This is a genomic window from Pseudomonas sp. Nvir (genome assembly GCF_963778085.1).
GTDB lineage: Bacteria > Pseudomonadota > Gammaproteobacteria > Pseudomonadales > Pseudomonadaceae > Aquipseudomonas > Aquipseudomonas juntendi.
The window spans coordinates 428,620-444,654 of record NZ_OY970405.1; the positions used below are offsets into that span (position 1 = coordinate 428,620).

Consider the following 16,035-nt stretch of genomic DNA (forward strand, 5'->3'; position numbering starts at 1 on the left):
TGCATCCTTGCCGAGCGAGAATCGAAAAGTGACAGGGCGAATCTGAAAAAAAGTGAGAATTGTTTGTAAAAGCAGGGGCGCCTGCGATCAGGCTGCTACAGCGCTACCTGGGCGTGACCTTCACCCACCACTGGGTATGCCGCTCGACCTTCACCGGCAGCACCGGCTCCAGTGAGGCCAGTGCCAGGTCGGTATCGGTCAGCGGGAAGCTGCCGCTTACCCGCAGGTCGGCGACCGCTGCATCCACGCCCAGGTAGCCGCTGCGGTACTTGCCCAGCACCGCCAGCAAGTCGTCAAGGCGTACGTCGTCGACCACCAGCATGCCGCGCGTCCAGGCATCGGCACCGGCCGGCACTGCGCTGACCTGGCCCAGGCCATCGGCATGCATCAGCACCTGCTGGCCTTCGCGCAACACCTGCTCGTCACCGCTGTTATGCGGCATGGCCGCGACCGACGCTTGCAACACTTCAAGGCGCGTGCCTGCGGCTTCACGACGTACCAGGAAGCGCGTGCCCAGTGGGCGCAAGCGGCCATCGTCGGTGCGCACCAGCAGCGGGCGTGGGTCCTGGTGGCCGGTATCGACCGAGATTTCACCCTGGTGCAGCACGATCACCCGTTGCGCACCGGCGTAGTCGATGTCTACCGCGGTGTGGGTATTGAGGCTCAACAGGGTGCCGTCGGCCAGGCGCAAGGTGCGCAACTCGCCGGTGGCGGTACGCTGGTCGGCAAGCCAGTAGCTGGGCGCCAGTGACGGTGCGCCGACCCACGCCAGCAGCGAGCCGAGCAGGAACATGCCGGCCAGGCCGCCGCCCACCTTGCCGATGCGCCGGCGCAGGCTGGCGCGCGACTGCAGCAACGCCTGGCGCGCCGGGCCGGCGGCTGCGCTGAGCCGCTGGTCCATGGCGCCGAGCTGTCGCCAGGCGCGCGCGTGTTCTTCGCTGGCGGCATGCCAGCGCATGAACTCGCCACGTTCGGCAGGGCTGTCGCTGCCGCCGTCGAGGTTGAGTTTCCAGGCAATGGCAGCTTCCAGTACACGCGACGAGACCGGTGCGTTGCTCACGTCGGCTCCCCGTACAGGGCCACGTAGCACTGGCGCATACCCTGGGCGAGGTACTGGCGCACCCGCGACACCGAAACGCCCAGGCGCTCGGCGATTTCGGCATGGCCCATGCCATCCAGGCGGTTGTGCAGGAACGCCGCGCGGGCTTTGCTCGACAGCTTGCCAAGCAGGCGGTCGATGGCTTTGAGGTCTTCCAGAATCAGGTGCTGTACTTCGGGGGAGGGGTGTTCGGCTTCCGGCACCAGTGCCAGTTCCGCGAGGTAGGCCTGTTCCAGTGCGGCGCGCCGGAAGTGGTCGAACATCAGCCCCTTGGCCACGGCTGCAAGAAAGGCACGCGGTTCGCGGGGCGAGGCCAGCTGCTCGCGGCCTAGCAGACGCACGAAGGTGTCCTGGCTCAGGTCTTCGGCACGTTGGTGGCAGGCCATGTTGCGTTGCAACCAGGCGAGCAGCCAGCCGCGGTGATCGCGGTACAGCGTACCAACCAGATCGGCGTGTGGGCTCTGTGCAGAAGGCAAGCAGCGTCCCCCCGGAACGTATGCATTAACTAACGATAATTATTCGCGATTGTTGCAGAGGGGAGGGGGTGGGTGCAATGGACGCTTATCGGTTCGCCTGCATGGGGTTGGCCAAGGGCCTGCGGTTTCACCGGCGCTGCGTAGCCCTGGCCTTACATGCCATGGCTCTGCACCTTGCGTCGCCGCCAGCCGCGCAGGCGCTGTTCCAGTTGCAGCGGGCTGTCCAGTTGTTGGCGCCGGGCCTGGCTGAACAGGATCAGCACAAGTTCTGCGGTGACCTGGGCATCAGCGCTGGCGTGGTGGCGTTCTTCCACCTGTAGCCCAAAGCGCGCCACCCAGTCATCCAGGCCCGCCTCGCGCAGAACCGTGTCGGGGTTGAGCATCGGCGCCAGCTCGGCCACATCCAGAAACGGCGACTGCAAGCGGTAACCCAGGCTTTCTTTCAGTGCCCGCGCCAGCATGCGCTGGTCAAACGGAGCATGGAATGCCAGCACCGGGCTGTCGCCAATGAAGTCGAGCAGGTCCAGCAAGGCTTCGGCGGGCTCGCAACCGGCCGCCAGGGCGCTTGGCCCCAGCCCGTGAATCAGCACGCTGGCGTTGGTTTTCAGCAGTGGCCGCTGCAGGGTGCGTTCGAATTGCTGGGCAAAGTCGATGGCCCCGTCCTCGATGGCCACTGCGCCGATCGACAGTACCTGATCACGGTTGGGGTTGAGCCCGCTGGTTTCCAGGTCCAGCACCACCCAGCGCTGCTCACGCAACGTGCACACACCCAGGGGCGCGGGTTTAGGTTGCCGGGCCAGGCGCTGGCGCGTGGCAGGGTCCAGCTCGGGTGTGCCGGGGCGCAGCCAGGCGAACAGGCTCATAACTGGTACCGCAGGGCCAGGCTGCTTTGCAGGCGCTGGGCCTGGCGCAGGGACTCGCGCAGGATACGCCGGTCCAGGTGGTTGAGGCTGTCCGGGTCAAGCCGGTTGGAATACGGCAGGTTGGCGCGGGCCTGGCGTTGATGCTGTTGCATGCGGGTCTGCTGGATGAAGTGATACGCCTCTTCGTAGGCCGCGCCGTCCAGTGCTTCGATTACCCCTTTGGCGACCAACTGGCGCAGGCGCTCCAGGGTATTGCAGGCGCCGATGCCGTTGGCCAGCGCCAGCAGCCGGGCACCATCGACGAAGGGCGTCAGGCCCTGGACCTTCAGGTCGAGTGTGGCCGCCTTGTCATTGCCTTGGCGGGTCAGCACGAACTCGCGCAGGCGGCCCACTGGCGGGCGCTGGCGCAGGGCGTTTTCCGCCATCATGCGCTGGAATATACGGTTGTCGGCCACCTGCGCCAGCACGCCTTGGCGCAGTTGCTCGCAGCCCTGATCGTCGCCCCACACCACCCGCAGGTCGAAGTAGATGCTTGAGCCCAGCAGGTTTTCCGGGCTGGCTTCGCGGACAAAACCGGCAAAGCGCCGCGCCCACTCGGCACGCGACAGGCACAGCGCAGGGTTGCCGGCCATGATGTTGCCCGTACACAAGGTGAAGCCACACTGGGCCAGGCATTGGTTGATGTACTGTGCCAGCGGCAGCAGGCGGGCACGGATGGCGTCGGCCTCGGCACTGTCCAGCGCCTCGAAAAGGATGCCGTTGTCCTGGTCGGTGTGCAGGGTCTGTTCGCGACGCCCTTCGCTGCCAAAGCACAGCCAGCTGAAAGGCACCCCAGGGTCGCCGCGTTCAGCCAGGGCCAGTTCGATGACCCGGCATACCGTGTGGTCGTTGAGCAGGGTGATGATCTGGGTGATCTGGGTGGACGAGGCGCCGTGGGCGAGCATCCGTTCGACCAGTTGGCTGATCTCGCCGCGCAGCGAGACCAGGCTGTCCAGCCGCGGCGCATGGCGAATGGTGCGCGCCAGGTGCACAAGGTCGACCCGTTGCAGCGAGAACAGGTCGCGCTCCGAAACCACGCCACACAGCCGGCCGTTTTCCACCAGGCACACGTGGGCAATGTGCCGCTCGGTCATTGCCATGGCTGCATCGAAGGCACTGGCCTGTGGGCTGAGGTAGAACGGCTTGGCGGTCATGTGCCGGGCAATCGGCGCACCCAGCTCGGCGTCCGCCGCGGCCACCACCTGGCGCAGGTCGCGCAGGGTGAAGATGCCGGTGGGGTAGCGCTGCGTGTCAACCACGACAATGCTGCCCACCTGCTGCTCGTGCATCAGCCGCACGGCTTCGCGCAGCGGCGTATCCGCGTTGCACACCACCGGGTGCCGCATGGCCAGTTCGCCCAGCGGCGTGTTCAGCGAGTACTGGGTACCCAGGGTTTCCACCGCACGCTGGCGAACCTGCTGGTTGACCTGGTCGAGCAGGCTGCTGACCCCGCGCAGGGCAAAATCCCGAAACACTTCAGACATCGAGAACACGCGGATGAACGCTGCCTTGTTCAGTTGCAGGCAGAAGGTGTCTTCGCCGGCCAGATGCTCGGTGCGGGTGGCGCGTTCGCCGAGCAGGGCGGCCAGCGGGAAGCACTCGCCGCTGGTGATTTCGAAGGTGGTTTCGACCCCCGGTTTCACCAGATGCTGACGCTCGCCCACCACCCGGCCCTGCTTGACGATGTAGAAATGCTCGACCGGCCCGTCTGCCGGCTTGACGATGCTTTCGCCGCTGGCATAGAAGCGCAGCTGACACTGCTCGACCAGGTAGGCCAGGTGGCTGTGCTCCATCTGGTTGAACGGCGGAAAGCGCTGCAGAAACTGCAGCGTGCCCTGAATGTTCTGCAGCACTGCGGTCCTGCCCGCCTGGCTGTAGGCGTCCTTTTTGCTCATGAAACTGACCGTATCGCTATGCCGAACTATATATATCTATATATAGGTGCCGGCCATGTTGTTCTCTGCCTCCATGGTCGGCTTGCGGCGGGGTGGTGCCCATTGGACGTAAGTCTATGAGCACCCCTGTCAAAGACCCGACGAAAGGCGAATCGGGCGACGCAAGTTCTGCGGTCCTATGGGTGAAGCGGAATTTTTTTGACGAGATGGCCATGCCTGAGCAAATCGATATTTTAAGCGACGAAGAGCGCGAGGCATTGGGTATGGCCAGTGCGCCGGTAGTCGTAAAGCCGTTGGTGCTGGTGGTGGACGACAACGCGGTGAACCGTGAGGCTTTGATCCTGTACCTGAAAAGCCGGGGCATTGATTGCGTGGGCGCGGACGGGGCCGAGGAGGCCAGGTTGTACCTGCATTTCCAGCAGCGCATCGGCTTGATGATTACCGATTTGCGCATGCAGCCAGAGGATGGGCTGGAGCTGATCCGCAAGATTCGCGGGTCGGAGCGGGCGGCGTTGTCGATCATCGTCGTGTCGGGCGACACCGATGTGGCAGAGGCGGTGGACGTGATGCACCTGGGGGTGGTGGACTTCCTGCTCAAGCCGGTGGACCTGGGCAAGTTGCTGGAGCTGGTGAAGAAAGAGCTGAAAATTGATTGAGGCAGAGAGGGGCTGCTTTGCAGCCCTATCGCGACACAAGGCCGCTCCTACAGGTGCAGCGCAAGTTTTGATATTTGCGATATCCCTGTAGGAGCGGCCTTGTGTCGCGATTGGGCCGCAAAGCGGCCCCCGTACGCAGGTGTAACTTACAACCCGTTACGCGCCTTGTACTCGCGGCGACGGCGGTGCAGCACTGGCTCGGTATAGCCATTGGGCTGCTTGCCACCTTCGACCACCAGCTCCACTGCCGCCTGGAACGCAATGTTGTCGTCGAAGTTCGGCGCCATCGGGCGGTACAGAGGGTCAGCGGCGTTCTGCTGGTCGACCACCACCGCCATACGCTTGAGGCTTTCCAGCACCTGCGCCTGGCTGACCACGCCGTGGCGCAGCCAGTTGGCCAGCAGTTGCGCGGAGATGCGCAGGGTGGCGCGGTCTTCCATCAGGCCGACGTTGTTGATGTCCGGCACCTTCGAGCAACCGACACCCTGGTCGATCCAGCGCACGACATAGCCGAGGATGCCCTGGGCATTGTTGTCCAGCTCGTTGCGGATCTCTTCGGCCGACCAGTTGGTGTCGGCAGCCAGCGGGATGGCCAGGATATCGTCCACCGACGCCGGGGTGCGTGAGGCCAGTTCACGCTGGCGTGCCTGTACGTCCACCTTGTGGTAGTGCAGGGCATGCAGGGTGGCGGCAGTTGGCGACGGCACCCAGGCGGTGTTCGCACCGGCCAGCGGGTGGGCGATCTTCTGCTCGAGCATGGCGGCCATCAGGTCGGGCATGGCCCACATGCCTTTGCCGATCTGCGCACGGCCTTGCAGGCCGGTCGCCAGGCCGACATCGACGTTGTTGTTCTCGTAGGCACCGATCCACTTCTCGTTCTTCATGGCACCTTTGCGCACCACGGCGCCGGCCTCCATCGAGGTGTGAATTTCATCGCCCGTGCGGTCGAGGAAGCCGGTGTTGATGAACGCGACGCGCTCGGCAGCGGCCTTGATGCAGGACTTGAGGTTGACCGTGGTCCGGCGCTCCTCGTCCATGATGCCGACCTTCACGGTGTTGCGCGGCATGCCCAGCAGGTCTTCGACCTGGCTGAAAATCTCGGCGGCAAACGCCACTTCCTCAGGGCCATGCATCTTCGGCTTGACGATGTACACGCTGCCACTGCGGGTATTCTTGCGGCTGGTGTTGCCGTTGAGGTTGTGCAGGGCGATCAGGTTGGTGAACAGGCCATCCTGGATGCCTTCCGGAATTTCGTTGCCCTGGGCGTCGAGAATTGCCGGGTTGGTCATCAGGTGGCCAACGTTACGCACGAACAGCAGCGAACGGCCGTGCAGGGTCACGCTGCCACCGTTGGGCGCAGCGTACTCGCGGTCGGGGTTCATGGTGCGAGTGAAGGTCTTGCCACCTTTGCTCACGCTTTCGGCCAGGTCGCCCTTCATCAGGCCCAGCCAGTTGCGGTAGACGATGACCTTGTCGTCGGCATCGACAGCGGCGACCGAGTCTTCGCAGTCCATGATGGTGGTCAGTGCCGACTCCATCAGGATGTCTTTGACGCCAGCGGCGTCGGTGCTGCCAACCGGGGTGCTGGCATCGACCTGGATTTCGAAATGCAGGCCGTTGTGTTTCAGCAGCACGGCGGTCGGTGCCGCGGCATCACCCTGGAACCCGATCAGTTGGGCGTCGTCACGCAGGCCGGTGTTGGTGCCGCCCTTCAGGGTGACCACCAGCTTGCCGGCTTCGATGCGGTAGGCGGTGGAGTCGACGTGCGACCCAGCCGCCAGCGGCGCGGCTTCGTCAAGGAAGGCGCGGGCGAAGGCAATCACCTTGTCGCCACGCACTTTGTTGTAACCCTGGCCTTTTTCGGCGCCGCCTTCATCGCTGATGGCATCGGTGCCATACAGCGCGTCGTACAGCGAACCCCAACGGGCGTTGGCGGCGTTGAGGGCAAAACGGGCGTTCATCACCGGCACGACCAGCTGCGGGCCGGCCATATGGGCGATTTCTTCGTCCACGTTCTGGGTGGTGGCCTGGAAATCGTCGGCTTGTGGCAGCAGGTAGCCGATTTCCTGGAGGAATGCTTTGTAGGCTGCGGCGTCATGGGCCTGGCCTTTGCGTGCCTGGTGGTAGGCGTCGATCTTGGCTTGCAGCTCGTCGCGCTTGGCGAGCAGGGCTTTGTTCTTTGGAGCGAGGTCATTGATGATCTTCTCTGCACCCGCCCAGAACTGCTCGGCGACGATGCCGGTCCCGGGGATGGCTTCGTTGTTCACGAAGTCGTACAGGACCTTGGCGACCTGAAGGCCACCGACTTGAACGTATCCAGTCATTGCTTGCCTCACTCTGCTCAGCTATTTCGCTCTTCTGTATTAAGCCTGTAGCGCTTCTCTAAACACGTACCAGTACTTGCCCCCGGGGAAGACCCCGAGCGCGGCTGGGTGCAGCCCGCCAGACTGGCTGGCAGACAGTGTGCGTATTTTCACAGGCGCCTTGGCAGACATCCAAACGACGTTTTGTAGTCCGCGCCACGGGATACTACATGAAGCAGTAGACGGGGCAAAATCAGACTAAAAGCGCCGTTGTGCGACCCATTGGTCGCGTATGGTCACGCTGGGAGCAGGTATGTTCGCAAAAAAAGGGTGGATTGTTCCAGATAAATCTTGAAACAGTACACGATTGGCTGTGCGGATTGCCCTGCGGCAGGTTGTCGCGCCTTGCCTATACTGAGCCGACCCCCCGATTTTCTGCGCCTGGCGCGGTTCGACACGAGGAACGGCTTGTGGATCATCTTGTACTGACTGTTATCGCCCCTGACAAGGCCGGCCAGGTGGAACGTGTTGCGCAGTGCATCGCCGACCACAGCGGCAACTGGCTGGAAAGCCGCATGTCGCGCATGGCCGGGCAGTTTGCCGGGATCCTGCGGGTGGCGGTGCCGGCTGAACATCACGATGGGCTGGTGGCGGCGTTGCAGGGGCTGGCCCAGTACGACATTCGTGTGCTGGTTGCAGAGAGCGGAGTGGAACCCTCTTGTACCTGGAAGCCGATTGCCATGGAACTGGTCGGCAATGACCGGCCGGGGATCGTGCGGGACATTACTCGTTTGCTGGCGGAGTTGCAGGTGAACGTGGAACGGTTCACGACAGAAGTGCGGCCGGCACCGATGAGCAGCGAGCCGTTGTTCCATGCCGATGCCTTGTTGGCCTTGCCTCTGGCCTTGCCGCTGGACGAGCTGCAGCAGCGGCTGGAGAGTCTGGCGGATGACTTGATGGTGGAGTTGCGGTTGCGGGCGGAGGATTGAGTGGATTGGCCGGGGGCCGCTTTGCGGCCCATCGCGACGCAAGGCCGCTCCTACAGGGGATTTGGTAAAGACATCTCTTGCGGTTATCCCAGTATCACGGGGAAGGCCCTGTGGATAACCTGGGGGTTCACCTCCCCAGCCCAGGCAATGCGCCCGCTGCAGAGGTTTGCTCAAAAAACACCCAAAAATCAGCAGCTTGTGCACAAAGCACGGGGACGAGGGTGTGGATAACCTTTGGAGATGTCTCTGCAGGCCAGGTACTGCATGGCCTGCAGAGTTTTGATCGTTTTTTGATCAGGCGCGCTTGCGCAAACTTAGCCAGGCATCCACGCTGTAAATGGCCAGGCCAGCCCAGATGAACATGAAGGCTACCAGGGTGCTGGAGGACAAATGCTCATCGAACAGCAGCACCGCCTGCAGCAGTACCAGGGTTGGCGCCAGGTATTGCAGGAAGCCGAGGGTGGTGTAGGGCAGGTGCCGCGCTGCGGCGTTGAAGCACACCAGCGGTACCAGGCTCACCGGCCCCGCAGCCATCAGCCAGAGCGCTTCGCTGCTGGTGTAGAACGCGCCTTGTGCACTCATGGCCGTTGGGTGCAGCAGCAACCAGCCCAGGGCCAGCGGTACCAGCATCCAGGTTTCCACAACCAACCCCGGCAGCGCCGCAACCGGGGCCTGTTTGCGGATCAGCCCGTAGAAGCCAAAGCTCAGCGCCAGCGCCAGCGACACCCAGGGCAGGCTGCCCACCTGCCATACCTGCTGGGCCACGCCAACTGCAGCCATGCCCACTGCCAGCCATTGCAGGCGGCGCAGCCGCTCGCCCAGCAGCAGCATACCCAGCAGCACGTTGATCAGCGGGTTGATGTAGTAACCCAGGCTGGCCTCGAGCATGCGCCCGTTGTTGACCGACCACACATAGGTCAGCCAGTTGAAGGCAATCAGCGCCCCGCTCAGGGCCAGGACCCCCAGCCGGCGCGGGTTGTCGCGCAGCTCGCGCCACCAGCCGGGGTGTTTCCACAGCAGTAGCAGCAGCGAGCCGAACAGTGCCGACCAAAGCACCCGGTGGACGATGATCTCCACCGCCGGGACGCTCTGGATTGCCTTGAAGTAAATCGGGAACAGGCCCCAGATGATGTAGGCGCTCAGGCCCAGGATATACCCGCGACGCGGGTTTGCGGCGTGCATGCAGAATCCTTGCTTAGGTAGCTAAATAAAGCGACCCCTATTGTAGACAGAGGCGTGCACCGTTTTAGAACAATTTCAGCGGGGCTTCATCCAGCGCCGCCATTTGTTCACGCAGGGCGAGGATCTGATCGCCCCAATAGCGCGGCTGGCCGAACCAGGGGAAGCTGGGCGGGAATGCCGGGTCATCCCAGCGCCGCGCCAGCCACGCGCTGTAATGCAACTGGCGCAGCGCCCGCAGCGGTTCGATCAGGGCCAGCTCGCGCGGGTCGAAATCGTGGAACTCGTTGTAGCCGTCGATCAGTTCGGCCAACTGCCCCAGGCGCTCCTGGCGGTCGCCGGCCAGCATCATCCACAGGTCTTGTACGGCGGGGCCCATGCGGCAGTCGTCGAGGTCGACCACGTGGTACACGTCTTCGCGGTGCATCAGGTTGCCGGGGTGCAGGTCGCCATGCAGGCGGATGAGCTGGTGCGGGGTGCGGGCGTAGATGTCCTCGACCCGCTTGAGCAGGTCGCGGGCGACTGACGCGTACGCCGGCAGCAGCTCGCGGGGTACAAAACCCCCATTGAGCACAGTGTTCAGCGAGGCATGGCCGAAACTGTCCACAGTCAGCGCTTCACGGTGAGCGAACGGTTTGCAGGCGCCGACGGCATGCAGGCGGCCAAGCAGTTGCCCCAGGCGGTAGAGCTGGTCGAGGTTGCCAGGCTCCGGGGCATGGCCGCCACGGCGCGGGAACAACGTGAAGCGAAAGCCCTGGTGCTCGAACAAGGTGCGGCCGGCGTGCTGCATGGGCGCTACGACCGGCACTTCGCAATCGGCCAGTTCAGCGGTAAAGCTGTGTTCTTCGAGGATGGCCGCATCGCTCCAGCGGCCAGGCCGGTAGAACTTGGCGATCAGCGGCTGCGCTCCCTCGATGCCCACCTGGTAGACGCGGTTCTCGTAGCTGTTCAGTGCCAGCACCCGGGCATCGCTGAGAAAGCCGAGGCTTTCCACGGCGTCCAGGACCAGGTCAGGGGTGAGGGTATCGAACGGATGGGACATGTGAGCTCCGGGGGTATACGGCATGAGCTCCATGGTACAGGGTTATCCCTGTAGCGTACCCGTAGGGTTTACCCGCGAACCGCCTGCGCCACGGCCGGCCTAGGCAGGCACCCCGAGCAACACATAGGCAGGGTGGAACTGAACCCGTACCTGCTGGCCGGCCAACCAACCCGCCTCTGCCATGGCACACAGCGTTTGCCCGTTGCCCAGCGCCAACCGGACTTCATTGGGCCCGTCGGCCTCCACCAGCACGTCTTCTACCGTGGCCCGCAGGCAATTGCTCCCCGCTTCAGGCTTGTCCCCCTCGGCCAGCAACTGCACCCAGCCTGCCTTGAGTAGTGCCACCACCCTGCTGCCCAAGGTCAGCTCCAACCGCGCGGTGCTGTCGTGGGTGATCAGCGCGTCGATCTCCAGCCCGCCACCCAGCGCCAGGCTGACCCGGTCATAGCGGCCCTCACGGCGCAGGCCGCTGACCTGGCCCTGCAGCTGGTTGCGCGCGCTGGTGCGTAGCATCAGGCGCCCAAGCAAGTCGAGGTCGCTGGAGTCTTCCGCGGCCTCGAGAATTTGCGCCTGTAGGGCCTGCAGCCTTTGGTACAGGCGCAATACGCGCTGACCCTCCACCGACAGCCGGGCGCCTCCACCCCCACGCCCGCCAGTGCTGCGCTCGACCAACGGCTGACTGGCCAGGTTGTTGAGCTCATCGATGGCGTCCCAGGCTGCCTTGTAGCTGATGCCCGCCGCCTTGGCCGCACGGGTGATCGAGCCTTGCTCGGCAATGTGCTGCAGCAGTGCGATGCGCTGCGGGCGCCGGGCGATGTGCTGGGTGAGTAGAGTGGGCAAGGACATGGGCATCCGGTCGCTGTAGGGGCCTGGGGCGAATAGTGTGGCGTAGCGGCAGGGTTATACATACCCCGGCTTCGGCGTACGCGCCAGGCAATACACATCCACCCGCTGTGCCCCGGCTTTGCGCAACACCTGGGCAATGGCCTGGGCGGTAGCGCCAGTGGTCAACACGTCATCGACGATGGCGACGTGCTTGCCTGGCAGGTCACCGGCGACCGCAAAGGCCTGGCGCAGATTGCGCCGCCTGCCTTTGGCACTCAACCGCTGCTGCGCGGGGGTTTCCCGAGTGCGCAGCAGTACCCGCTCATCGCACGGTATGCCCACGTGCGCCGCCAGCCAGCGGGCCAGCAGCCCGGCCTGGTTGAACCCACGCTCGCGCAGTCGACGCCTGGCCATGGGCACAGGCAACAGCAGTTCAGGGCGTGGCAACCCCTCGGCATAGCGGTAGCGTAGCCCTTGCCCAAGCAACTCGGCCATCAAACGCCCCAACGGCCACTGCCGGTTGTGCTTGAAGCGGCTGATCAACGTGTCGACCGGAAAGCCGAAATGCCACAGGGCAAAGACCTTTTCGAACGCCGGCAAGCGGCGGCTGCACTGGGCGCAGGCGAGGCCGGCCATGGGCAGTGGCAGGGCGCAGTAGCGGCAATGGTCGCCCAGCCAGGGCAGCTCTTGCTCACAACCGACGCACAGCGGGTAGTGTTGCCCGGCAGGCGCGTCGCACAATAAACAGATCTGGTTAATAAGTGAGCACTTGTAAACCAGTCGTTTCCAGTTGAGTTGACAGTTCATAGGCCATCCGTGACTATGCGAGTTATCCGTGATGCGCTGGCGGGCTTTCCTGTCCCCGCGCCAGCTTAAGCCTAAACAAGGAAACGCCGATGAGCGCCAGCACAACTGCAACAACACGTCACGACTGGTCCCTGGCCGAGGTCAAGGCCCTGTTCCAGCAGCCTTTCAATGACTTGCTGTTCCAGGCGCAGACGGTGCACCGCGCGCATTTCGACCCCAACCGCGTGCAGGTTTCGACGTTGCTGTCGATCAAGACCGGAGCCTGCCCGGAAGATTGCAAATATTGTCCACAGTCCGGCCACTACAACACTGGGCTGGAAAAACAGAAGTTGATGGAAGTGCAGAAGGTGCTGGAAGAAGCAGCACGCGCCAAAGCCATTGGCTCGACCCGCTTCTGCATGGGCGCGGCGTGGAAGCACCCGTCGGCCAAAGACATGCCTTATGTGCTGGAGATGGTCAAAGGGGTGAAGGCCTTGGGCCTGGAAACCTGCATGACCCTGGGCAAGCTCGACCAGGAGCAGACCCAGGCCCTGGCCCAGGCAGGCCTCGACTACTACAACCACAACCTCGACACCTCGCCGGAGTTCTACGGCAGCATCATCACTACGCGCACCTACAGCGAGCGCCTGCAGACCCTGGCCTACGTGCGCGATGCGGGCATGAAGATCTGCTCGGGCGGCATCCTGGGCATGGGCGAGTCGCTGGACGACCGCGCCGGGCTGCTGATCCAGCTGGCCAACCTGCCCGAACACCCCGAGTCGGTGCCGATCAACATGCTGGTCAAGGTGGCCGGTACGCCGCTGGCCGAGGAGGAAGATGTCGACCCGTTCGACTTCATTCGCATGCTGGCCGTAGCCCGCCTGTTGATGCCCAAATCGCATGTGCGCCTGTCTGCCGGCCGTGAGCAGATGAACGAGCAGATGCAGGCCCTGGCCTTCATGGCCGGTGCCAACTCGATTTTCTACGGTGAAAAACTGCTGACCACTGCCAACCCGCAGGCTGACAAGGACATGCAGCTGTTCGCGCGCCTGGGCATCAAGCCTGAAGCACGCGAGGAGCACGCCGACGAAGTGCACCAGGCCGCCATCGAGCAGGCGCTGGTCGAGCAGCGCAGCAGCGAGATGTTCTACAACGCCGCGACCGCCTGAGATGGCTTTCGACCTGGCGGCGCGCCTGGCCGAACGGCGCGCTGCGGACCTGTACCGGCAACGGCCACTGCTGGAAAGCCCGCAAGGCCCGGAGGTGGTGGTCGACGGCCAGCGCTTGCTGGCCTTCTGCAGCAACGATTACCTGGGCCTGGCCAACCACCCTGAGGTGGTTGGCGCCTGGCAGGCCGGTGCCGAGCGCTGGGGTGTCGGTGGCGGTGCGTCGCACTTGGTGATCGGCCATAGCACCCCACACCACCAGGTCGAAGAGGCGCTGGCCGAGCTGACGGGGCGCCCTCGTGCGCTGCTGTTTTCCACCGGCTACATGGCCAACCTGGGTGCCATCACCGCGCTGGTGGGGCAGGGCGACACGGTGCTGCAGGACCGCCTGAACCATGCCTCGCTGCTCGATGGCGGGCTGCTCAGCGGTGCGCGGTTCAACCGCTACCTGCACAACGACCCGGCCAGCCTGGCCAGCCGCCTGGACAAGGCCGTTGGCAATACTCTGGTGGTCACTGACGGTGTGTTCAGCATGGACGGCGACCTGGCCGACCTGCCGGCCCTGGCCGAGGTCGCCCGGGCCCGGGGTGCCTGGCTGATGGTCGACGATGCCCATGGCCTGGGCACCCTTGGCGCTCAGGGCGGTGGTATCGTCGAGCACTTCGGCCTGGGCGTGGACGATGTACCGGTGCTGATCGGTACGCTGGGCAAGGCCTGCGGTACTTCCGGTGCCTTTGTTGCCGGGAGCGAGGAACTGATCGAGGCGCTGGTGCAATTCGCCCGCCCCTACATCTACACCACCAGCCAGCCACCGGCACTGGCCTGCGCCACGCTGAAGAGCCTGGAGCTGCTGCGCCGCGAAAGCTGGCGCCGCGAGCACCTGGCCGCATTGATTCGCCAGTTCCGTGAAGGCGCGCAGCAGATCGGCCTGGAACTGATGGACAGCCCCACACCGATCCAGCCGATCGTGATTGGCGACAGCGCGCAGGCCTTGCGCCTGTCGCGCATGTTGCGCGAGCGCGGCTTGCTGGTCACCGCCATCCGCCCACCGACCGTACCGGCGGGCAGTGCCCGTCTGCGCGTAACATTGAGCGCCGCCCACAGCCAGGCGCAGGTGCAGCTATTGTTGAATGCATTGGCCGAGTGTTATCCACAATTGGAGAACGCCGATGCGTAATCGTCTTGTACTGCTGCCCGGCTGGGGCCTGGGCACTGCCGCACTGGAACCGCTGGCCGCCAGCCTGCGCGCCCAGGACCCCCGTCTGCAGGTAGAGCTGATGCCCCTGCCGGAATTGCCCCACAGCGATGTTGAGGGCTGGCTTGAGCACCTCGACCGTAAATTGCCGGGCGATGTCTGGCTAGGTGGCTGGTCGTTGGGCGGCATGCTCGCCAGCGCCCTGGCACACAAGCGTGGCGACCACTGCTGCGGCTTGCTCACCTTGGCCAGCAACCCCAGTTTCGTTGCCCGTGGCGACTGGCCGCATGGCATGGCCGAAGACACCTTTGGCACTTTCCTCGACGGCTGCCGCAGCCATACCCAAGTCACCCTGAAGCGCTTTCGCAGCTTGTGCAGCGATGGCGCCCAGCAGCCGCGTACCCTGCTGCGCCAGCTGGGTGTCGGCGTACCGGACACCGACCCTCTGTACCTCGCCACCGGCCTTGAAGTGCTGGCCAAGCTGGATACCCGCGAAGCCCTGCAGGCTTACGGCGGCCCGCAACTGCACCTGTTCGCCGGCAGCGATGCGCTGGTGCCGGGCGAGGCAGCCAAGGCCTTGAGCGAGCTGCTGCCCGATGTGGAGGTGGGCCTGGTAGAAGACAGTTCCCACGCCTTCTTGCTGGAGTACCCGCAAGAGCTGGCGGCTGGCATCAAGAGTTTCCTGCATGAGAGTGGCGATGACTGACCTTTCCTGTCCGACCCTGCCCGGCGCTTTGCCCGACAAACGCCAGGTAGCGGCTTCGTTCTCCCGCGCTGCAGCCAGCTACGACAGCGTAGCCGCGTTGCAGCGCGCCGTGGGCTTGAGCCTGTTGGGGCAAATGCCGGCCGGCTGGCAGCCATTGCGCTGGCTGGACCTGGGCAGCGGTACCGGCCATTTCAGCCGTATCCTGGCTGAGCGGTTCGCCCAGTCCAGCGGTGTGGCGGTGGATATCGCCGAAGGCATGCTGCGCCATGCCCGCAATGAACAACGCGGTGCGCACTACCACGTGGCCGGCGACGCCGAGCGTTTGCCATTGCGCGATGCCAGCGTCGACCTGGTGTTCACCAGCCTGGCCGTGCAATGGTGCGACCAGTTCGCCAGTGTGCTGGCCGAAGCGCTGCGGGTACTGCGCCCGGGCGGCGTGCTGGCCTTCAGCAGCCTGTGCGTAGGTACCCTCGACGAACTGCGTGCCAGCTGGCAGGCGGTGGACGGCCTGGTGCATGTAAACCGCTTCCGCCGTTTCGAGGACTACCAGCGCCTGTGTGCCGCCAGCGGTTTTGAGCAGCTTGAGCTGCATCGCTGTGCGCATGTGCTGCATTACCCGGACGTACGCAGCCTGACCCACGAACTGAAGGCGTTGGGCGCGCACAATCTCAACCCTGGGCGACCGTCCGGGTTGACTGGCCGGGCACGCATGCAGGGCCTGTTGCAGGCGTACGAGGCATTTCGCCAGCCTGCCGGGCTGCCAGCCACCTATCAGGTGGTCTATGGTGTGTTGCGCAAGCCACAGGCGTAAGGGGA

15 protein-coding genes are annotated in these 16,035 nt (G+C 64.3%); 6 read left to right on the plus strand and 9 right to left on the minus strand.

Going from position 1 to position 16,035, the window contains the following annotated elements; all coding sequences use genetic code 11:
• Positions 1 to 103: 103 nt before the first annotated feature.
• The 4 genes from AACG97_RS02210 to AACG97_RS02225 all read right to left on the minus strand — a co-directional run bounded on the left by AACG97_RS02210 (position 104) and on the right by AACG97_RS02225 (position 4,372).
• Positions 104 to 1,060, minus strand: a complete 957-nt coding sequence (locus AACG97_RS02210; RefSeq protein WP_125854592.1) for a FecR domain-containing protein — start codon at positions 1,058 to 1,060, stop codon at positions 104 to 106.
• The gene (locus tag AACG97_RS02215) at positions 1,057 to 1,575 is read right to left on the minus strand and encodes an RNA polymerase sigma factor (protein ID WP_009681518.1); all 519 of its coding nucleotides are present in this window, start codon (positions 1,573 to 1,575) and stop codon (positions 1,057 to 1,059) included. Before AACG97_RS02215 ends, AACG97_RS02210 begins: the two co-directional genes overlap by 4 nt.
• 152 nt (positions 1,576 to 1,727) lie before the next feature.
• A complete protein-coding gene (locus AACG97_RS02220; protein WP_009681519.1) occupies positions 1,728 to 2,438 on the minus strand; it encodes a 3'-5' exonuclease in 711 nt (236 codons plus the stop codon).
• Entirely contained in the window at positions 2,435 to 4,372 is a 1,938-nt protein-coding gene (locus AACG97_RS02225; RefSeq protein ID WP_125854591.1) for a DUF294 nucleotidyltransferase-like domain-containing protein, read from the minus strand. Before AACG97_RS02225 ends, AACG97_RS02220 begins: the two co-directional genes overlap by 4 nt.
• Positions 4,373 to 4,488: 116 nt before the next feature.
• Between AACG97_RS02225 and AACG97_RS02230 the strand changes: the two genes are divergently transcribed.
• Positions 4,489 to 5,028, plus strand: a complete 540-nt coding sequence (locus AACG97_RS02230; protein ID WP_115293284.1) for a response regulator — start codon at positions 4,489 to 4,491, stop codon at positions 5,026 to 5,028.
• Positions 5,029 to 5,174: 146 nt separating this feature from the next.
• Here the strand turns inward: AACG97_RS02230 and AACG97_RS02235 are convergent, their stop codons facing one another.
• A complete protein-coding gene (locus tag AACG97_RS02235) occupies positions 5,175 to 7,352 on the minus strand; it encodes a malate synthase G (protein WP_009681522.1) in 2,178 nt (725 codons plus the stop codon).
• A gap of 449 nt (positions 7,353 to 7,801) precedes the next feature.
• On the opposite strand from AACG97_RS02235, the gene AACG97_RS02240 reads away from it, so the two are divergent.
• On the plus strand, positions 7,802 to 8,320 hold the full coding sequence (locus AACG97_RS02240) for a glycine cleavage system protein R (protein WP_009681523.1): 519 nt from the start codon (positions 7,802 to 7,804) through the stop codon (positions 8,318 to 8,320).
• 294 nt (positions 8,321 to 8,614) lie between these two features.
• Here the strand turns inward: AACG97_RS02240 and rarD are convergent, their stop codons facing one another.
• The 4 genes from rarD to AACG97_RS02260 form a co-directional block, all read right to left on the minus strand.
• The gene (rarD, locus tag AACG97_RS02245; protein ID WP_232555058.1) at positions 8,615 to 9,502 is read right to left on the minus strand and encodes an EamA family transporter RarD; all 888 of its coding nucleotides are present in this window, start codon (positions 9,500 to 9,502) and stop codon (positions 8,615 to 8,617) included.
• A gap of 64 nt (positions 9,503 to 9,566) precedes the next feature.
• On the minus strand, positions 9,567 to 10,541 hold the full coding sequence (locus AACG97_RS02250) for a serine/threonine protein kinase (protein ID WP_197885971.1): 975 nt from the start codon (positions 10,539 to 10,541) through the stop codon (positions 9,567 to 9,569).
• Positions 10,542 to 10,640: 99 nt separating this feature from the next.
• On the minus strand, positions 10,641 to 11,387 hold the full coding sequence (locus AACG97_RS02255) for a TOBE domain-containing protein (protein WP_009681526.1): 747 nt from the start codon (positions 11,385 to 11,387) through the stop codon (positions 10,641 to 10,643).
• A gap of 54 nt (positions 11,388 to 11,441) precedes the next feature.
• Complete coding sequence (locus AACG97_RS02260; protein ID WP_009681527.1) at positions 11,442 to 12,173, minus strand: ComF family protein; 732 nt, start codon at positions 12,171 to 12,173, stop codon at positions 11,442 to 11,444.
• Between the two features lie 89 nt (positions 12,174 to 12,262).
• Here AACG97_RS02260 and bioB point away from each other — a divergent pair, with 89 nt between their 5' ends.
• From bioB to bioC, 4 genes are read left to right on the plus strand one after another with little or no spacing between them, the layout of a single operon-like run.
• Positions 12,263 to 13,321 carry a biotin synthase BioB gene (gene bioB / locus AACG97_RS02265; RefSeq protein ID WP_009681528.1) on the plus strand — a complete coding sequence of 353 codons (1,059 nt, stop codon included), beginning with the start codon at positions 12,263 to 12,265 and terminating at the stop codon, positions 13,319 to 13,321.
• 1 nt (position 13,322) lies between these two features.
• A complete protein-coding gene (gene bioF / locus AACG97_RS02270) occupies positions 13,323 to 14,495 on the plus strand; it encodes an 8-amino-7-oxononanoate synthase (protein WP_029886356.1) in 1,173 nt (390 codons plus the stop codon).
• Positions 14,488 to 15,219 carry an alpha/beta fold hydrolase gene (locus AACG97_RS02275; protein ID WP_009681530.1) on the plus strand — a complete coding sequence of 244 codons (732 nt, stop codon included), beginning with the start codon at positions 14,488 to 14,490 and terminating at the stop codon, positions 15,217 to 15,219. Before bioF ends, AACG97_RS02275 begins: the two co-directional genes overlap by 8 nt.
• Entirely contained in the window at positions 15,212 to 16,030 is an 819-nt protein-coding gene (gene bioC, locus AACG97_RS02280; protein ID WP_009681531.1) for a malonyl-ACP O-methyltransferase BioC, read from the plus strand. The genes AACG97_RS02275 and bioC overlap by 8 nt, the downstream gene beginning before the upstream one ends.
• Positions 16,031 to 16,035: the final 5 nt, after the last annotated feature.